The organism is Bacillus tequilensis, assembly GCF_012225885.1.
Classification (GTDB): Bacteria; Bacillota; Bacilli; order Bacillales; family Bacillaceae; genus Bacillus; species Bacillus tequilensis.
The window spans coordinates 2911188-2929378 of sequence record NZ_CP048852.1; the positions used below are offsets into that span (position 1 = coordinate 2911188).

General features: G+C 40.9%; 18 protein-coding genes. 4 read left to right on the plus strand and 14 right to left on the minus strand.

Going from position 1 to position 18191, the window contains the following annotated elements:
• Positions 1-34 precede the first annotated feature (34 nt).
• The 12 genes from bceB to G4P54_RS15490 all read right to left on the minus strand — a co-directional run bounded on the left by bceB (position 35) and on the right by G4P54_RS15490 (position 11976).
• Positions 35-1975, minus strand: a complete 1941-nt coding sequence (gene bceB, locus G4P54_RS15435) for a bacitracin ABC transporter permease BceB (RefSeq protein ID WP_167873139.1) — start codon at positions 1973-1975, stop codon at positions 35-37.
• Positions 1965-2726 (minus strand): bacitracin ABC transporter ATP-binding protein BceA, encoded by a 762-nt coding sequence (gene bceA / locus G4P54_RS15440; RefSeq protein WP_167873140.1) that lies wholly within the window; start codon positions 2724-2726, stop codon positions 1965-1967. Before bceA ends, bceB begins: the two co-directional genes overlap by 11 nt.
• Before the next feature lie 100 nt (positions 2727-2826).
• Complete coding sequence (gene bceS, locus G4P54_RS15445; protein WP_167873141.1) at positions 2827-3831, minus strand: two-component sensor histidine kinase BceS; 1005 nt, start codon at positions 3829-3831, stop codon at positions 2827-2829.
• Positions 3824-4519 carry a two-component response regulator BceR gene (gene bceR / locus G4P54_RS15450; protein ID WP_167873891.1) on the minus strand — a complete coding sequence of 232 codons (696 nt, stop codon included), beginning with the start codon at positions 4517-4519 and terminating at the stop codon, positions 3824-3826. The genes bceS and bceR overlap by 8 nt, the downstream gene beginning before the upstream one ends.
• 96 nt (positions 4520-4615) lie before the next feature.
• Positions 4616-5932, minus strand: coding sequence for an ABC transporter permease (locus G4P54_RS15455; RefSeq protein ID WP_167873142.1), 1317 nt, complete (start codon positions 5930-5932; stop codon positions 4616-4618).
• Complete coding sequence (gene ytrE / locus G4P54_RS15460) at positions 5922-6617, minus strand: ABC transporter ATP-binding protein YtrE (RefSeq protein ID WP_167873143.1); 696 nt, start codon at positions 6615-6617, stop codon at positions 5922-5924. The genes G4P54_RS15455 and ytrE overlap by 11 nt, the downstream gene beginning before the upstream one ends.
• A 14-nt stretch (positions 6618-6631) precedes the next feature.
• Positions 6632-7609: an ABC transporter permease YtrD gene (gene ytrD / locus G4P54_RS15465; RefSeq protein WP_167873144.1), complete on the minus strand. Its 978-nt coding sequence runs from the start codon at positions 7607-7609 to the stop codon at positions 6632-6634.
• Positions 7610-7640: 31 nt separating this feature from the next.
• Positions 7641-8612, minus strand: a complete 972-nt coding sequence (locus tag G4P54_RS15470; protein WP_167873145.1) for an ABC transporter permease — start codon at positions 8610-8612, stop codon at positions 7641-7643.
• A complete protein-coding gene (ytrB, locus tag G4P54_RS15475) occupies positions 8606-9484 on the minus strand; it encodes an ABC transporter ATP-binding protein YtrB (protein ID WP_024714672.1) in 879 nt (292 codons plus the stop codon). The genes G4P54_RS15470 and ytrB overlap by 7 nt, the downstream gene beginning before the upstream one ends.
• Positions 9477-9869 carry a GntR family transcriptional regulator gene (locus tag G4P54_RS15480; RefSeq protein WP_167873146.1) on the minus strand — a complete coding sequence of 131 codons (393 nt, stop codon included), beginning with the start codon at positions 9867-9869 and terminating at the stop codon, positions 9477-9479. Before G4P54_RS15480 ends, ytrB begins: the two co-directional genes overlap by 8 nt.
• 350 nt (positions 9870-10219) lie before the next feature.
• Positions 10220-10492 carry a YtzC family protein gene (locus tag G4P54_RS15485; RefSeq protein ID WP_167873147.1) on the minus strand — a complete coding sequence of 91 codons (273 nt, stop codon included), beginning with the start codon at positions 10490-10492 and terminating at the stop codon, positions 10220-10222.
• Between the two features lie 335 nt (positions 10493-10827).
• Positions 10828-11976, minus strand: coding sequence for an ArsR/SmtB family transcription factor (locus G4P54_RS15490; protein WP_240939675.1), 1149 nt, complete (start codon positions 11974-11976; stop codon positions 10828-10830).
• Positions 11977-12349: 373 nt separating this feature from the next.
• On the opposite strand from G4P54_RS15490, the gene G4P54_RS15495 reads away from it, so the two are divergent.
• The 3 genes from G4P54_RS15495 (at position 12350) to mnmM (ending at position 15659) form a co-directional block, all read left to right on the plus strand.
• Positions 12350-14017, plus strand: coding sequence for an MFS transporter (locus G4P54_RS15495; protein WP_167873148.1), 1668 nt, complete (start codon positions 12350-12352; stop codon positions 14015-14017).
• A gap of 86 nt (positions 14018-14103) precedes the next feature.
• Positions 14104-15072: a tRNA modification radical SAM protein MnmL/YtqA gene (gene mnmL / locus G4P54_RS15500; RefSeq protein WP_167873149.1), complete on the plus strand. Its 969-nt coding sequence runs from the start codon at positions 14104-14106 to the stop codon at positions 15070-15072.
• Positions 15069-15659, plus strand: a complete 591-nt coding sequence (mnmM, locus tag G4P54_RS15505) for a tRNA 5-(aminomethyl)-2-thiouridylate-methyltransferase MnmM (protein WP_167873150.1) — start codon at positions 15069-15071, stop codon at positions 15657-15659. The genes mnmL and mnmM overlap by 4 nt, the downstream gene beginning before the upstream one ends.
• Here the strand turns inward: mnmM and tbcS are convergent.
• Together tbcS and ytpA are read right to left on the minus strand one after the other, a co-directional pair.
• Positions 15644-16747 (minus strand): tetraprenyl-beta-curcumene synthase, encoded by a 1104-nt coding sequence (tbcS, locus tag G4P54_RS15510; protein WP_167873151.1) that lies wholly within the window; start codon positions 16745-16747, stop codon positions 15644-15646. The genes mnmM and tbcS overlap by 16 nt on opposite strands.
• A 20-nt stretch (positions 16748-16767) precedes the next feature.
• Positions 16768-17547 carry a phospholipase YtpA gene (ytpA, locus tag G4P54_RS15515; RefSeq protein ID WP_167873152.1) on the minus strand — a complete coding sequence of 260 codons (780 nt, stop codon included), beginning with the start codon at positions 17545-17547 and terminating at the stop codon, positions 16768-16770.
• 48 nt (positions 17548-17595) lie between these two features.
• Between ytpA and G4P54_RS15520 the strand changes: the two genes are divergently transcribed.
• The gene (locus G4P54_RS15520) at positions 17596-18111 is read left to right on the plus strand and encodes a gamma carbonic anhydrase (RefSeq protein ID WP_024714679.1); all 516 of its coding nucleotides are present in this window, start codon (positions 17596-17598) and stop codon (positions 18109-18111) included.
• Positions 18112-18191: the final 80 nt, after the last annotated feature.

The following is an 18191-nucleotide window of genomic DNA, read 5'->3' on the forward strand; positions in this document are numbered from 1 at the left end:
AAAAAGCTCCAGAATCTCTGGAGCTTTTGCTGTTTCATAACGATGATTTAATCACCTTCTTATAATAAAGAACAGACAGAAAACCGAAGATGGAGTAGAGCCCAGTATATAACACCATTACCACAATCATCGGCGTCCACACCTCTGACCCGAATAGGAACCAGCCGGATTGAACGGCAAAGTAGCTGTGGAAGAGGCCGACAACCAGCGGAATACCAAAGTTGTACATTTGTTTGATGCGTATCCCTTTTATCAGGTCGTCCCGCGTAAAACCAAGTTTTCTCAAAATCGTATAATTTGGTTTTTCATCTTCACTTTCACCCATTTGTTTAAAATAAAGGATACAGCCTGATGTAATCAGGAACGTTAATCCTAAGAAGCCGACGATGAACATCACGAGACCAAACAGTGACTTTTGCACAATGCCTGTATCCAGTCGTGATAAATGCTGATCTTTCTTGTTCACCTTTTGAAAAAGCTCATTTGCTTTTTCAAGCTGGTCCTCCTGTTTCACATTAATGCCGATAAATTCAGACTGCGCGAGCTGAATGCGGGGGTCTTTATCTTTGTTGAGCCGTTTATACAAGCTGTCATCCACTATAACTGCGGGCATTCCCCCGTTTGTAAACGTGTAGGATACAAGAAACTCATCTCTTAATCCTTTATAGCGTAATGGCTGCGTTTCATGCTTGCTTTTCACCTTCACGCTGCCGGAGTCTTTTAAAATCATTACTTTTTGCAGCAAGTCGGTGTATCCTGAGAACACCGCCTCTCCAGCCGCCACATCGACTCCGTTTACATCTTTGTCGCTTACAACAGCAAGCTGTAATTTACTCGGATCCCCCTGCATTTCTTTCGGGTTTCCATCCATGATATTTGTGACATCAAAAGCCGCTTGCAGAACAGGAGTTTCTTTTTTCACATACGAAATGTTACTTTCACTCAAACTGCTTTCAAATTGTTTGGCATCCTTCTCATTCATGAATGAAAAATCAGCCGCTACACTTTGTTCAGCGGTTTTTTCTGCCGAGTAATACGAAATATAAGCGAGTGACAGCAGCCCGATGGCGAGCGCTGAAACGGTTGTAATAATCGTCAGCAGCAACGCGTTCGATTTCATTCTGAACATGATCGATGACAGTGACAGTACTTCTGTAATATTTAAGTAGCCGCCCTTGCTTTTTCGAATGATGTTTGAAATAAATGTGACCGATCCTTTATAAAAGAGAAACGTCCCAATAATAACAGTCCCCAAGATAAAGCTCATCGCGCCAAACAGTTCGTTAATGGTCTTAAATTTTCCGCCAAACAGCTCAGAAGACACATAGTATCCTGTCAAAATCAGCACGATGCCTAAAGCGCCGATCAGCATTTGGAAAAATGATATTCTCTTCACCTTATCTTCAGTGGAAGACGCCACTTTAAATAAAGATAAAATACTTTGTTTTTTGATAAACATATAATTCATCATCATGATCAAGAGGTAAATGCCGCAGAACACTATAATCGTTTGAACCAAGGCTTGCTCAGAAAAATGCAGCTTCGCCTCAGTTTCGACATCGACAATTTTAAACAGGATCATGAGCACAAGCTTTGATATTGAAAACCCGGCCACTACCCCGATGGCTAAAGAGCCGAAATACAGCATGATATTTTCTGCACTTAAGATGCGGAAGATTTTATGCTTCGTCATTCCGATTAATTGAAACAGCCCTATTTCTTTACTCCGTCTTTTAATAAATATCGTATTTGCATATAAAATAAAAATCGTCACTACAGCGACAAGCAAAATCGAAGCAGCTTTAATGGCCGCGGCTCCCTTGATTGAAGCCTTTACTTCGTCAATCGCAGGATCATATTGGAGCGTGACAAAGGCGAAATAAAGCGCCACGCTAAAAATTAACGCAAACACATACAGATAGTAATTCCGAAGATTCTTTTTCAGATTTCGCAGAATGAGCTGATTAATGTTCATGCTGCACCCCGCCCAGCACGCCTTGCGTTTTCATGATATCCTGGAAAAACGTCTGCCTGTCTTGGCCTCCTTTATTCAGCTGGGTATACATTTGCCCGTCCTTAATAAAAATGACTCTGCCGCAGTAGCTGGCCGCAACCGGATCGTGAGTGACCATAATAATCGTGGCGCTGCGTTTTTGATTGAGCTGGCTTAGCTTGTTTAACAAATCAGAGGCTGATTTCGAATCGAGCGCGCCGGTCGGTTCATCAGCGAAAATAATGCTCGGGTCATGAATAAACGCTCTCCCGGCCGATGTTCTCTGCTTCTGGCCGCCGGATATTTCATTCGGGTACTTATCTCGCAATTCATAAATCCCCAGCTCTTTTGCAACTTCCTCAAATTTGCGATTAGCGTCCTTTTTTGATATTTTCGTGATCGATAGCGGCAAAAGGATATTTTCTTTCACTGTCAATGTGTCTAATAAATTGTAATCTTGAAAGATAAAGCCTAAATGCTGCTTTCTAAATTCAGCCAGCTGCTTTTCCTTCATAGCAGTCATTTCGTTTCCGTTAATGTTGATCGTTCCATGACTCACCTGATCAATCGAAGACAGTACATTAAGCAAAGTGGTTTTGCCCGATCCGGAAGCACCCATGATACTGACAAATTCGCCCTTTTCAATGTGAATATCGATGCCTTTCAGCACCTCGTGTTTATTCAGCTTGTTTCCATAGCTTTTTCGAATTTTATTTGCTTCTAAAATCATCATTTTGCAGTCTCCTTTATATTGGATAATCTCATTATAAAAAGGAATGCCGGGCTTTTCCTTCGATTGGGCGAACAAAAAAGAAAAGCATGTGACATTTTCGTCACACGCTTATGACACGTTCAAATTGATTCCGTTTTGGAAAGGTTAATGTAAAAACTGTCCCTGCACCGAACTCCGAATACACATCAATATGGATTAATAACGGCGCCGCTGCTTTTTTCGCCAAGTACAGCCCCATGCCTGTGGACGCTTGATCATGGTGGTCTGTTGTGGAGGTGAATCCTTTCTCAAAAATACGCGGCACATCTTTTTGTTCAATGCCCCTGCCAAAGTCTTTCACTTCGAGCTGCGTCTGTTCCCCTTTTTGAAAGCTTTTGATCTCAATGTCAGAGGCTTCACTGTATTTCACCGCGTTTGTCAGCAGCTGCCTGATGATAAACGCCAGCCATTTTGCATCACTCAGCACTTCCTCTGCCTCCAGCTGAATATCAAAGCCGACCCCTTTCTGAATGCACCACGATTGTAAATCTTTGATTTCCTTGAAGATCAAAGACCGGAGCTGTATGCGCCCTACTGACAGGTCATTTTCAATAAATGATATGCGTTTTTGATGAAGCTGCTGATCAAGAAGCAGGTGAATACGCAGCCATTCATAGGACAACTGGGATTTTAAAGCTTGATCCTCCATTCTATCGATGAGTAAATGCATTGCTGTTAATGGGGTTTTAACCTCATGGATCCATGCCATCAGTTCATCTTTTTCATTTTCCAATGCTAAGCGATGCCGATCAGCAGTCTGCTTCAAGTGTTCCGTTTGCCCGGTAATGCTTCTTTCAACCATTGATTCAAACGGCGTTTCCGGTTCATTTATCGCTGTTACATCAAGGTTGTTCTCCCATGTTTTCAGGCTTTTATAAAACGCCGTTTCTTTCCGATAGCGGATCCAAAGGAATATGATAAAAAACAGCACACACAAATACACCATATAAAGCACATTTTCAAATGAGATGGAAGGAGCAACAAAAGCAATGGACAAAATCAAAGCCTGCTGAAACAAAAACGCGGCAATCCAGCTTCGCCTTTCAATGAGAAATGCCTTAATCATAGAAATGATCCTCTTCCTTCGCTATGTAGCCTTGGCCGACCTTCGTCTCGATATATGCGCCAAGCTGCAGGGCATCCAGTTTTTTTCGCAGGCGATTGACATTGACGGTCAGCGTATTATCACTCACAAAACGCTCATCGTTCCACAAGCTTCTGATCAGCTCTTCCCGGCTGACAATCTTGTTTTTTTGTTCTATTAGCTGTTTGAGAATGAACATTTCATTTTTAGTCAGTTCAACAGAACCGTTGTCATTGCTGACGAGGTTCTGCTCCGCGTCTATGGCCGCACCGCACCACGTTTTGATCGTGCTCGGCTCCGTATTATAATGATACACGCGCCGGAAAATCGCTTGGATTTTCGCTATCAGCACATCAAAGTGAAACGGTTTTTGAATAAAATCATCTGCCCCGAGCTGCATGGACATCACCATATCAGCAGGATGATCCCGGGAGGATAAAAAGAGAATCGGCACATTTGACCGGGAGCGGATCAGCCGGCACCAATGAAACCCGTCAAATTTAGGAAGCTGGACATCAATAATGACGCAATCAGGCTGAACCGCCGCAAATTCCTGCAGCACTTGACTGAAATCCTGAATGCCGTATACATCATAGGACCATCCTGTTAAACGATCCTTGATTTCGTGAAACAGCGATTCATCATCTTCAATCAGCAAAAGTTTAAACAATCGACTCACCGCACTTTTTCCTTTTTTATCAAGTGTATAGCAAAACGCCATCCTGCGCTATAGAGAAAGCCGGCTTGCTCAGCCGGCTTTTACATATTATAATTCTCTTCTCAACGCTGTCAGCACGTTGGTTTTCGTCGCTTTTCTCGCCGGGTTCATTCCGGAAAGCACCGCAACCCCTCCGCAAATCACAACGGCAATTACGACAAGGCTCAGAGGAATGTAGGAGAATGTGTAATTCAAATCACCCGCATCACTTCCGCTAGTCGCCGCGAGAATCATCGGAACAACCAGGTTGACAAGGTAGCTCACGCCGTAAGAAATGATAATTCCAATGACACAGCCTAAAATCCCGATATACGCGCTTTCCATCAAGAACATACGGCGAATGATCGACGGACTCGCCCCAATCGCCTTCATAATCCCGATTTCCTGCGTTCTTTCTGTTACCGCCATCGTCATCGTGTTAAAAATACCGATTGCAGAAATGATAACGGCGATACATCCGACAAAGATCAGTCCGATTTTGAAGACCAAGAAGAAGGTATTGGCTCCTTTTAGCTGTGTTGTCACGGACATGACCTGATAACCGTCATCCATCAAATCATTTGACAGCTGTTCAACATGATCAAACTTGTCTGCATACACTTTTGTGCTTTTTTCAACAGAGCTGCTGTCTTTTGATAAATCAAGAAACTTCGAAAAATCGCGCTTGAAGCTGTTGCTCACAAAAATGCTGTTATCTTCCTGCCAATCTGTATTCGGTTTCTTCGTAATACCGACAATTTTAAAATCGTACGACTTTTCTCCATCAACTTTGCCGGTTTCATCATTTGTTTTAGTGACATTGAGCTGAATCGTTTTATTCAGCACATCTTTTGTAAACCCTTTTGGCTGTTTGATTTCATCATAATTCACTTGGGATTTGCTGATTTCTTTTTCATAATCTTCGGAATCTTTTTTCGTCCATAAATACTTAGCAAAATTATACCCTACTACAATTTCGTTTTCTGACTTTGCAGTGCGTCCTTTTTCCAGCTCCATATTCGATTTTAATTCATCGTCCATGTTTGTGAAAACCAAAGTGGAATTCGTATTGGTTCGATCCCCGAGCTTCGCTTTAACCGGTTCGTTTACCGTCGTTCTTTCTACCACTGCTTTTACATTGTCATATTTCTCTAAATCAGCCTTTTTAACATCTTTCCCGTCTGATTTTCCGTACACCTGGATTTCTGTTACAACCTGCTGGCTCATCGTCATATCTGTAATCGTCTTTTGAATCCCAAATCCAACCGACGACAGCACCACCAAAAACGCACATGCCATTGTTGTCGCAAGAATCGTCATAAAGACGCGGAGCCTGTTTTTCTTCATATTTCTTCTGATAAAATGAACCTGATCTTTAAACCTCATCGGTAGTTCCCCCTTTTAACACACCGTCATGAAGCTGAAATTTTGAATGTCCGATAGAAGCGACCTCATCATCGTGAGTGATGATCACAAATGTAATGCCCCGCTCGCGATTCAGCTGCTGGATCAAATCCAGTACTTCCTGTTCCGTTTCTGAATCAAGGCTTCCCGTCGGCTCATCCGCTAAAATAATAGATGGGTTTAAAATCAACGCTCGCGCAATGCTGACACGCTGCTGCTGGCCGCCTGACAGTTCATTCGGATAATGAGCGGCGTGATTTTCCAGACCGACGCGTTTGAGCATGTCCTGCACCTTTTGCTTTCGTTCAGATGGTTTCATCCCTTTTAACGCCAGCGGCATTTCAACATTCTCATACGTCGTTAGCCCCGGGATGAGCTGAAAGCTTTGAAAAATAAACCCGAAATGGTCAAGCCGAAACTGGGCCCATTCCTTTTCATTAAAGCCTGTCACATCAGTGCCATTAATGACAATCCGCCCTTTTGTCGGCGAGATGTAGCCGGAAATTAAATTCAGAAGCGTTGATTTTCCTGAGCCGCTTCGCCCGACAATACAGGCGATTTCCCCTTTCGCCACGCTTAATGAAACATCCTTCAATACTGGAACTTCATTCTCACGGCCTTTTTTTCCGATCGTGAAAGAATGGTAGATATGCTGAACATCAATCATATTTTCTCTCTCCCTTACAATAGTTTCGTTTTTTTATAAATTGCAAAATAGCTGATCAAAAAACCAATGACAGCACCTGCGGCCATGCCAATTAGGTAGCCGGAAAAGCTCTCGCTGGCAGAAAATCCAAAGTACCCAAATCCCATGATTCCTATGATAATAACGATGATCTGCACCGGACGGTCAAGCGGCTTCCATAAGAAGAAAAAACCGTTTCTTTCATTAGACAGTTTGACAAAACTAATATAGCCGATGATGTAAAAGATGAAAGTCATGATAGCTGGACTCACTAAATACTGTGGTGAATTCTCAACCCATTTCGAATCTACAAAGGTTATTGGAATTAAGTACTGCGCCCATTTGGATACCGGACCATGAATAAGCTCTATTGATCCGCCAAAAAGGATCTCGAGGTTGAGCGCAGGCAGGCCGATAAGTAAAAACGGCGAAATGGCCACGGTAAATGAGACCAAAAGCTGTGCAAAAATATGGCCCGTCAGAGCTCCGCCAGCCATAATCAAAGAATAAGCCAGCAAACTGACAATGATCATTCCTAGACTGTAGTGGTGATAATAAACGGCCTGATCAGGCTTCAAAAGCATGATCAGCAACAAGGATAAAACATAACCTATGAGCTGCGGCACCACAATCACCATTCCGCCGAGCATAAACTTTGCATTAAATATCTGCCCGCGTGTATATGGAAGGCTTAAAGTAAAATCAAACAAGCCCTTGCTTCGTTCAATCCCAAGCTGGCTGACCGCCAAAACGACACCCAAAATCCAAAAGAATGAGATGAATGTGCCGTTTAAGTAATCAACACTGAATACGCAGGGACCGACCCAATTTTCTTTTCCGGTGACACAGCCTTGATAGGTAAGGTACATATTGAAAATCGATAAAGGATTGCCTAGAATTGAAACCAAAATGATGATGACTAACAGAGCTTTATTTTGCCTCCACTCTTTATAAAGCAGGCCGTAATCCGGCATTTGTATGTCCCTCCAAACGCTAAGCCGTTTCTTAATGTCTTACTTTTTTATAGATGGAAAAATAGCTGATCAAAAATCCTACAATTCCCCCGATAATCATTCCGATAATGTAACCCACTATCGATTTGCCCGTAGAATACCCCATTAAACCGAAACTAAGGATACCTAACACAATGACAAGGATATGTATAGGACGATCCAATGTTCTCCACAAAAAGAAGTGCCCATTTCGTTCATTGTGATGCTTTGTAAAACTGATGGATGCAATGAGATAAAAGAGAATACTCATCACTGCAGGAATAAGTAATAAATATTTACTTTCCTCCACCCAACTTGAATCCATATAAAAAATTGGTGTAAAGTCCATCAATTTATGGTCAAATTCATAAGAGAAAAAATTCCAAGCTTGAAGCCCTGAAAGGATGCCTATATGATAAATCGGCAACGTGATAATTAAGTATGGCAATATTGCCGTTGCAAAAGCTGTCAACAACTGAGCAAAAGCATTCCCAGCTAATGTCCCAGCGGCCATTACTAATGAGTAAAACATAAAGCTTGTGATGATCATACCGATGCTTCCATGTTCAAAATAGTTTACCTGTTCGGGTTTTAAAATTAAAATAAGCAGCCATGCCAATATAAACCCAATCAATTGTGAAAATACAATAACAACAGCGCCTAACCAAAATTTCGTTTGAAAAATTTTCCTTCTTGTATATGGAAGACTTAACAAAAAATCCATTGAACCTTTCGAACGTTCGAGCCCCATCAAGAAAACTGCCAATATAATCCCTACCACCCAATTTATTTGAATGTTGCTGCTGATATGGTAATTCAAAATAAAAGAACAATACTGCGGATCTGAATGTGCCAGACACGCCTGGCTGCTTGTATATCTGTGATAAACCATTAAAGGATTTGCAAACACTAAAAACACAATACTCAGCAAAATCACCACTTGATTCTGCTTCCACTCTCGATAGAGGAGACCTCGGTCTACCATCTCCGCTTCCCTCCAAACTTCGCAATAAACACTTCTTCCAAGTTGACAGGAAGCTCGTTCCACACTTTTGGCTTCAGCTCTTTTAAAAAGCTCTTCTTCTCTTCATCGCTTTTCGGTATCAGCACCGTGTAAAACACGCCGGCCTGATCAAGCATCGGAATATTTTGCTCTCTGATCGCCAAATTGACATCTGTGTCAAAAGCCATTTGAATTTTGATATATTCTTCTTTTAACTCATCCATATCCATGACATTGGTCAGCCTGTTGTCTTCGAGAAACCCAATTCGGTTGCACATCCGTTCTATATCCTCAAGCCGGTGAGAAGTGATGAGAATGCTTGTATCGCGCTCCGCCACTTCATCGACCATCAGCTGAAGCACATCATGCCTTGTCACCGCGTCAATCCCGTCCGTCGGCTCATCAAGAAGAATCAGCGCCGGTCTCGCCGCAAACGAGAGTACAAGCGACAGCTGTTTTTTCAAGCCTGTCGACAGCTCGCGGTATTTTTTCGTTTCCGGAATTTCGTATCTGTTCATCAATTCATTCGCATACGTGACATCAAACTTCGGATATATTCTTCTCAGGATATCGACCAGCTGCTTGTATGTATACTTATCGTAAAACGGATTCTGAACAGGCATGTAGATGATATTCTGTTTCACCTTCGGATGCTTTTTGATTTCTACACCGTCAAACAAAACGGTCCCGCTGTCCGCGAAAATGATTTGCTGGATTAAGCGAAGCATTGTCGTTTTGCCTGATCCATTACGGCCAAGCAATCCAAAGATTTCTCCTTTTTCGATTGTTAACGAAACGTCCTTTAATACTTGATTGCCGTCAATCGTTTTTGACAGCTGCCGTAATTCAATCATCTTGTTGACCTTCTTTCACATCAGCGCTGATTTCCTTTATCCATTCCTGCAGTTTTTCCAGCTCAACCCCTGCATAATGGGCATCGATGATGAGCTGTTTGAGTTGCTCTTTTATCATCGTCATCTTCCCTTCAACCAATGTCTTTTTTGCATTCTCCGATATATACGTTCCTCTTCCCCTCAGCGTTTCAATGACGCCATCGCGTTCAAGCTCCTTGTACGCTTTGCTGACTGTATTCGGATTGGCGATAATGATCGTTGCCAATTCTCTGACAGAAGGAAGTTTATCCCCCGGCTTCATGATCCCTTTCAAACAAAGCTCTTTCAATTGCTGTATGATTTGCTCATAAATCGGAGTTGAGCTTCTCGGGTCGATTTGAATCATTTACTTCCCTTCTTTCTGTTACGGGCTGCTCGATTTCTTTAAATGTTCTGCCACTGAAAACCGATGACGACAAGAATGACAAACAGACTGCTGGCCAAAACCGAAGCGGCGATAATAAGAGGCACATCTTGTTTTATGGATCTTTTGTTTTTCATGAAAGCTCTCCTTTCCTTTGCTCAGCATTTCTATGTCGTTTTTATTTTTTTGAGTGTTTGTAGTGTATTACATCAAGTAGTACACATAATACAATAAACACACTCCGCCTTATTGTCAATTCTTTTTTGAAAAGAAATACAAAAAAACCCGCCGGGATTCCGGCAGGTTTTTTTGCACCATCGGAGACAGCGCGGTCAGTAATCGAAATTACGCTGCAAAATCATATTGTTTTGCAAAGTCTGCAGCTGCAGCCTCATTCGGTAAAGCTGCTCTCTCTGCTGATCATTCGCAGATAATGACAGCTTGTTTAATTCATTCACCGCGTTTTCAAGCATCATTTGCGCTTCACTATACTCATTATCATTATAATGCTCTTGTTTTGAAGCGGTTTTAAATTGCTCACTCGCAAATTCATACGCCTGTTCGCTTCTTTGGAGATGTTCATCTACTGATTGTCTTGTTGCCATAAACAGGTCCTCCTATTGATAATGTCATATCAATAGTATTTCTAATTCCAAACAAATTCTCACATGAAATATCAGGTAATTCAGTTACACGACAGAGAAAGTATAACATACGATCAAATGTATAATTTAATCAAGACATAATGAATTCTTTTTAAATACCCGCCTTTTTAGGACATTGCACTTTAACGAGCATAACTCGATTGATATGGTGCCTTATTTTTTTACATTTATCGCAAGTTTCCCCTCGACATAATCGTCCTATTTTGTAAAACACCCAGAATTCATTTCGAATTTCAGCACCAACCATAAAATCAAGACGGTTTTTACACTTTGTTTTACTCTTCTTTACCTAAAATTGAAACACCTTTAAATTTTTTCAATAAACCATTCAAAAGGGAATGAAATTTAGAAGAATTAAGATAATAGTATGTTTTATTTTGATGTCTCGTACTCTCAACTAAACCTTGCAATGTCAAAATTCTCATATGGTGTGAAATCGTTGCGTTGGTTAAATTGAGCTGTTCAGCAATCTCATTAGCATACATTTTTTTATGACTAAGTAAGATTAATATCTTGAACTTACTTTTATCTGATAGAAGCTTCAAAAAATCAATGATGTGATTCATCTCTGCTTTCTCTAATGTATTTTCAAAAATTTGATCAACTTTATAACCAAGTCCAACATAAATGTTATCTTCACTTTTCGTAATAGTTGCAGTATAAGGTAAAAGTGTTGGATATATATTAATATAATCACAAGATAAGTATTCCTTACCTTTTAACGTACTGATTATCTTTTTCGGAAAATCCATATTGATGTTTTTTAATTGATTCATCCACTCATCTCTAAATTTAATTAAATTATAAATCGCCTCGTTAAGATAACCATTCACCAACAATAATTTGTTGCAAAATTGATCTACATAAGTTTTAGGAGATTTCATTACCTTAAATATGATCCATTTGTATTCGGGCTTTATATTCAAATTATTAAGCAGCTCAAATAAACTTTCCCTATCATTTAAATATTGTTGGGCAGATGTTTCGGTTTTAAGCTCTCCATGCAAATAAATTAAGGACTCTAAAATATTTTTTCTTATTTCTTCATCTGTAGCTGCAGACAAATATTCAATTATTTCAAAAAAATCCTTCGTATAGATCTTTGGGATTTTAAAAAAAGTTGTCGCTAAACAAAAAATGTTTGCATTCCTAACATCTTTGTAGTCGCAAAAGCTGCCAAAATAAAAATTTAAAAACTCACTATCAAGCTCTTTTATTTTTTTAAGATCATCTAGTAATAAAAAATACTCATTATCTAAATTTAAACCCATCTTTGAAGTATAATCTTTGAAGAATTCTTCGTGGTTTAGGAATAGAATAGAGGATATCTTATCAAAAAAATCTGAAACACTGTCATTAATTATTAACTGCACTTCTAAACACCCCATAAAGTCTTTTTTTCGCAGATCAAAACGTTTTACCATCTTCCCGTAAGACATATTACATTTTTATTAATCTTATCAATCAAAAGAGAAATTTCATAGAATATTCATTTCCTGTTTTTAAGGATTTTTGCATTGTACTTCGTGATATAAATGCTTCGGCTACCCGTGCTGAGCATGATCCTGATTTAAATTACTCTCCTGCGGTTTGGTCTCCCTGTTAGAACCCTTATTCATCTCCCAGTTAGTTTACAAGTATATTTCAATTTCAGTTTCTTAAAAATAAGTTTTTAAACAAGTGGATAAAAAAACAAACTATGAATAATATTGACACCCCTTTAAATTATATTTATCATGTTTTTAGATTAATATCAAATATTTTATTAGATAATTATCTAAAGGAGATGCAAGTATATTGAATTTCAAAAAATTAATTGTGTTATCTGCATTATTATTAGGTACATTCATTTCGGTAATGGACACCACTATAGTAAATATAGCTTTACCTAAGATGCTGGATTATTTTTCGAGTAACCTTTCTCAAGTAGCTTGGGTGGCTACAGGTTATACTTTAGCTTTTGCAGTATTATTAGTAGGTGCCTCAAAACTGGCAGACCATTTTGGAAGAAAAAAAGCTTTTATATTTGGATTAACACTTTTTATTTTGACATCGATTATTGCCTGTTTGAGCACTTCAATTGAAATGCTTATCACAATTAGAGTGATTCAGGGATTATCTGCTTCTTTCATTGTTCCAGTTACAATGCCTATTGCGTTGGCCATCGTTCCTCAAAATAAAAAAGGATTGATCATTGGAATTTGGGGGGCTTTCTCAGGATTAGCAGCTACTTTAGGACCTGTACTTGGAGGATTATTAACTGAAAATTTTAATTGGCAAGCTATCTTCTTCATAAATATTCCTTTAGGTCTGATTTCTCTTTTTTTAGCAGCATTTTTTATTACTGAGAGTTATGATGAGACAGTAAGTAAAAAAATTGATTACATGGGGATTCTTATTTTATCCGGAGCTCTTTTCTGTTTAACCTTTGGTTTTGCGAAAGTATCTGACTTAGGCTGGTCATCATCATTAATTATCACTCTATTTGTAATCTCTATATTATTATTCTGTTTGTTTTTCTTTATTGAATCTAAAATTAAAAACCCGATGATTCCCTTATCCATGCTGAAGATACGTACGTTTAGTTTCAGTTCATTCACACTCTTTATGCAAGGCCTTGGATTAACAAGCGGTACCCTTATTATTACTTTACTCCTCACGAATTTAATGGGGAAAACTGAATTAGAAGCGGGGTTAATTGTTTCTACATTGGCTCTATCATCTATGTTTACCTCTGTCCTTTCTGGAAAGCTCTCTGATAAACTTGGGGGCATTTGGCTTTCGGGCTTAGGAATGCTCGGTTTAACAATCACAACATATTTATATGGATACATACGGTACGACAGTTCTATAACAAAAGTAATTATTCTATTATGTTTGACCGGCTTAGACTTAGGGCTTGTAATAGGTCCGGCTATGAGTTCAGGGATACGACTTATTCCTCCTGAAAAAGTAGGAATTGCCTCTGGTATTCTTAATATGATGAGAACAGTTGGGCAGGCACTAGGCATTGCGATACTTACATCTGTGCTTACAATGAATATAAATGACCAAACAGTTTCCGCCAAAAAAGAAGCCATTAAAATTGTAGAAAACAATCAGGTTTTTGATAAAAATGCAAAAAAAGAGATAATAACCCACTTAAAGCATTCTGACGGTAAAAGTTTCGATCGAAAAAAAAGCATTGCTACATTAAACAAAAAAGAGGATGAAATTCTCTCAGTAACTCCTGATGCATATAAGGAAAAAGTCCAAAGAAGCTTCGATATTCAAAAGAAGGAAGTTATCGCTATCCAGAAAAAAATTTCAAATATATATAATGAAAAAATGAGTGACAGTTTTAATGTTACTTTCAAAACAGGCGGTTTAATGCTTATATTAGGAATTATTTTTGCACTGTTCAGTGATATATCTCCAAAAAGATTAAAACAACAACAGAAAAGCCAGGTAGATATCACGTCTTGACCGTTCCATAATTGTTTCATTGTTCCGCTCTGTCATTCATGCTACAATTTTAGGATGCATCTGATGTGAGGGAGGCTTTTTGAACATTGAACGAGACTAATCCTTTTCCTTATTCAAATACGGAAAAACGCTATCATACATTGAATTACCATCTTAGAGACCATTTCGGCCATAAGGTGTTTAAAGTGGCGCTTGACGGCGGCTTTGACTGCCCGAACCGGGACGGCACCGTTGCCCACGGCGGCTGTACATTTTGCAGCGCAGCAGGCTCTGGCGATTTCGCCGGAAACCGGGCCGATGATTTAATTACGCAATTCCATGACATCAAAAACCGCATGCACGAAAAATGGAAGGACGGCAAATACATCGCCTATTTTCAGGCCTTCACCAACACGCATGCGCCGGTTGAGGTGCTTCGTGAGAAATTCGAATCTGTCCTCGCGCTCGATGATGTCGTTGGCATTTCGATCGCCACGCGCCCAGACTGTCTGCCTGATGATGTCGTTGACTATTTGGCCGAGCTGAATGAACGCACGTATTTGTGGGTTGAGCTCGGGCTTCAAACGGTTCATGAACGGACTGCTCTTCTGATCAACCGCGCACATGATTTTGACTGCTATGTAAAGGGTGTCAATAAATTAAGAAAACACGGCATACGTGTCTGCTCGCATATTATCAACGGACTGCCGCTTGAAGACCGGGACATGATGATGGAAACCGCGAAAGCCGTCGCAAATTTGGATGTGCAGGGCATCAAAATCCATCTGCTGCACCTTTTGAAAGGCACGCCGATGGTCAAGCAATATGAAAAGGGAAAACTGGAATTCCTTTCTCAAGATGATTATGTGCAGCTTGTCTGCGATCAGCTTGAGGTCATCCCGCCGGAAATGATCGTCCACCGCATTACAGGTGACGGACCGATTGAATTGATGATTGGACCGATGTGGAGCGTCAACAAATGGGAAGTGCTTGGCGCCATTAATAAAGAGCTTGAAAATCGCGGCAGCCATCAAGGAAAGTGGTTTCAGCAGGTTGAGGAGAAGTCAGCGTTATGATTTTGAAAAAGATCCTCCCTTACAGTAAGGAACTGCTGAAAATGGCTGCGGGAGAAGGAGATATCGTCGTAGATGCAACGATGGGCAATGGACACGATACGCGGTTTTTAGCAGAACTTGTCGGAGAAAACGGCCATGTGTACGCTTTTGACATCCAAGAATCAGCCGTGGCCAATACACAGGAACGACTCAGTGAGTCTCATCAAGCGCGAACAACATTATTTCACAAAAGCCATGATAAAATCGTCGAATCTCTTCCGCCGGAAACACACGGCAAAGTGGCAGCTGCTGTGTTTAACCTCGGATATCTCCCGGGCGGGGACAAATCGATTACGACGAGCGGCCATTCAACCATCAAAGCTATAGAACAGCTGCTCAGCATCATGAAAGATGAAGGCCTGATTGTTTTGGTCGTCTATCATGGCCACCCGGAAGGCAAAGCTGAGAAAAACGACGTGCTCGACTTTTGCCGTAACTTGGATCAGCAAAAAGCCCGCGTGTTAACATACGGATTTATCAACCAGCAAAATGATCCTCCATTTATTGTCGCCATCGAAAAAAAAAGCTCAGATCAGCAAATGATTTGAGCTTTTTTCTTTGAATTTTTCACCCAGGCCATTTTTTGGAATTTCCGATAGGCCCTGCCGTTAATATAAAAGAAAAATGAGGTTTTTCCGCTTGCTTTGATCAGCTTCTTCGCAAGCCGGCCCATTTCCTTTTGGCCCGCCACTTTATCATCTGACAAATAAACGCCGAGCAAGCCGCGGTTAATTAAACGGTGGAAGTTTTCATGCGGAATGCCTTGTAAATGTTCGTCGGCTTTTTGGATAAAGTGTTCAAGCCGCTTCATCATTTCTTCATGCGACTCATAATACGAGCAGAAATTCAAGTCCCCTTCCAGCAAGTCCTCCTCTTGATCAATCAAATAATCAAGCAGAATGTGAAGCCCTTGTATGTAAGGAAAATAACTATTGCGGATTTTTTCAGCGGTGTTTTCAGTGAAATCAGGCTGGAACGAATACGCCACAAGGCAGAAAATGCCTAACGTCGAGCCTGCACAAGCGGAAAATTCATACCATTCCATCTCAGGCAGCTCTGATTCATATTGAGTAAACCACTTCTCAAGCCGAGGAACACGCTCATGCTCAACGACGTGCTTATGCACCTGCAAATCGCAATAATAGCCGCACAGTTCGAGCAGATAAGGTTTAATCATACCGTAGTGTTCAATTGAACCAAGTACACGCTGGCACGTTTTGACCAACTCATGCAAATATCCGCCATCATCCTGTTCTTCTCTGAATTGATAATAATTTTGCGGTTCCGCCCCTACTGTCAATGCGTCCTGCATCGAAGCATGGAGCATTCGAAAATCCTGCGGGTCAAGCGAGGTGCTGCGGTCGCATAGATTATCGAGATAATCGCTGATCGTTTGATACGCGATGATAAATTCGACGCATTTCTGTTTTTGATTGCCTGACAGCAAGGCCAGTATACCGCCGCCTTCACAGTGGAACGTTTTGTCTCGAATACTCGCGGTTGCCTGTGCTTTTAATTCGCTGTTATGAATTGATTCCGATTTTTGCTTCCACACGTTCAGCTCTTGATGAACAAGCGGAAAAATATCTCGATATACTTTTGCCATCAGTCCAAAAGGATGTTCCGGTACTGTCAACACATGCACCCCCAACTAGTTCAAATATATTGATCAGTAAACGCTCTTGCTGCTTTAAAAACAGCTTCTCTTTCCGGTTCATTAAATATTTCATGATAAAGCCCTTCCCACTCTCTGTACGCTTTATTGCGGGAAGCAACACCTGAGAACCACTTGATGACCATCGTTTTGTCAACAAGTTTGTCGTCACCGGCCTGCATCACCAGAAGCGGCACTCTTAAAAATGCATCTGTCGGCACCATCGCTGACTCAATTGTTTTTAACAGCTCTCTGTACCATCTGACAGATACTTTTCTGACGTATAACGAGTCATTTTGATCCGCCTCGATGACGTCCTCATTGCGCGTCGCCATATCAATTGATAATCCCGAGTCAACCCTCAGCGACGGGGCGATGACATTCAAACCTCTTGATGCAAGATCAAGCGCTTTATTCACTTTAATTTGCAGCCCGAGACACGGTGATGATAAAATAATTCCCGTAATATGGGGATTTCTTTGCTGTTTAAACCATTCAATCGCGACCAGACCTCCCATGCTGTGACCGAGCAGAAAAACCGGCAGCTCAAACGTTCGCGCTTTATCTATCCAAGTATCTACCTCATCAATGTATTCTTGAAATGAGCGAATATGACCTCTGGCTCTTGTCGTTGTCCCCTGGCCCGGCAAGTCGCCCATGACAACGTGATAACCCGAAGATCTCCACATTTCAATCAGCCATTTATATCTTCCGTGATATTCACTAGCCCCGTGGATGATCACAATCACGGCAACAGGTCTGTCTGCTTTCCAGGTCCACATACTCTTCACCTCGTACGAAATTTAAATAGAGAAAGAAGGATGAATATTATGATCTACCCCTATAAGGAACACATGCCAGATATCCACCCAACAGCTTTTGTGGCGGATAATGCAACCATTACCGGTGATGTCGTTATTGGAGAACAATCCAGCATTTGGTTTTCTGTTGTCATAAGGGGAGATGTCGCGCCGACAATGATCGGAAACAGAGTCAATATCCAAGATTTAAGCTGCCTCCATCAAAGCCCGAACCGGACGCTTCTCATTGAAGATGACGCCACGATAGGCCATCAGGTTACACTTCACAGCGCTGTTATCCGCAAAAACGCATTAATCGGCATGGGCTCAATCATCTTAGACGGAGCCGAAATTGGCGAAGGCGCTTTTATTGGTGCCGGCAGTCTTGTCCCGCCGGGAAAAATCATCCCGCCTGGCCATCTCGCTTTTGGCCGCCCTGCAAAAGTCATCCGCCCTTTGACGGAAGAAGACCGGCAAGATATGCAAAGAATACGGTCTGAATATGTAGTAAAGGGCCAATACTATAAATCAATTCAGCAAACATAAGACCTGTTTCGTCTTACTTTACCATTTTTTAAATTATGTTTGAAAGCAATAACCATTGTTTACCCGGACGGAATGACAGT

Excerpts from the sequence above, each read along its gene's own strand:
- ytrD (WP_167873144.1), bottom strand. The coding sequence starts at position 7,609 with ATGCCGGATTACGGCCTGCTTTATAAAGAGTGGAGGCAAAATAAAGCT.
- G4P54_RS15490 (WP_240939675.1), bottom strand. The coding sequence starts at position 11,976 with ATGGTAAAACGTTTTGATCTGCGAAAAAAAGACTTTATGGGGTGTTTA.
- G4P54_RS15470 (WP_167873145.1), bottom strand. The coding sequence starts at position 8,612 with ATGGTAGACCGAGGTCTCCTCTATCGAGAGTGGAAGCAGAATCAAGTG.
- bceB (WP_167873139.1), bottom strand. The coding sequence starts at position 1,975 with ATGAACATTAATCAGCTCATTCTGCGAAATCTGAAAAAGAATCTTCGG.
- ytpA (WP_167873152.1), bottom strand. The coding sequence starts at position 17,547 with ATGTGGACCTGGAAAGCAGACAGACCTGTTGCCGTGATTGTGATCATC.
- G4P54_RS15485 (WP_167873147.1), bottom strand. The coding sequence starts at position 10,492 with ATGGCAACAAGACAATCAGTAGATGAACATCTCCAAAGAAGCGAACAG.
- mnmM (WP_167873150.1), top strand. The coding sequence starts at position 15,069 with ATGATTTTGAAAAAGATCCTCCCTTACAGTAAGGAACTGCTGAAAATG.
- bceA (WP_167873140.1), bottom strand. The coding sequence starts at position 2,726 with ATGATGATTTTAGAAGCAAATAAAATTCGAAAAAGCTATGGAAACAAG.
- G4P54_RS15455 (WP_167873142.1), bottom strand. The coding sequence starts at position 5,932 with ATGAGGTTTAAAGATCAGGTTCATTTTATCAGAAGAAATATGAAGAAA.
- G4P54_RS15520 (WP_024714679.1), top strand. The coding sequence starts at position 17,596 with ATGATCTACCCCTATAAGGAACACATGCCAGATATCCACCCAACAGCT.
- ytrB (WP_024714672.1), bottom strand. The coding sequence starts at position 9,484 with ATGATTGAATTACGGCAGCTGTCAAAAACGATTGACGGCAATCAAGTA.
- bceS (WP_167873141.1), bottom strand. The coding sequence starts at position 3,831 with ATGATTAAGGCATTTCTCATTGAAAGGCGAAGCTGGATTGCCGCGTTT.
- ytrE (WP_167873143.1), bottom strand. The coding sequence starts at position 6,617 with ATGATTGATGTTCAGCATATCTACCATTCTTTCACGATCGGAAAAAAA.
- G4P54_RS15480 (WP_167873146.1), bottom strand. The coding sequence starts at position 9,869 with ATGATTCAAATCGACCCGAGAAGCTCAACTCCGATTTATGAGCAAATC.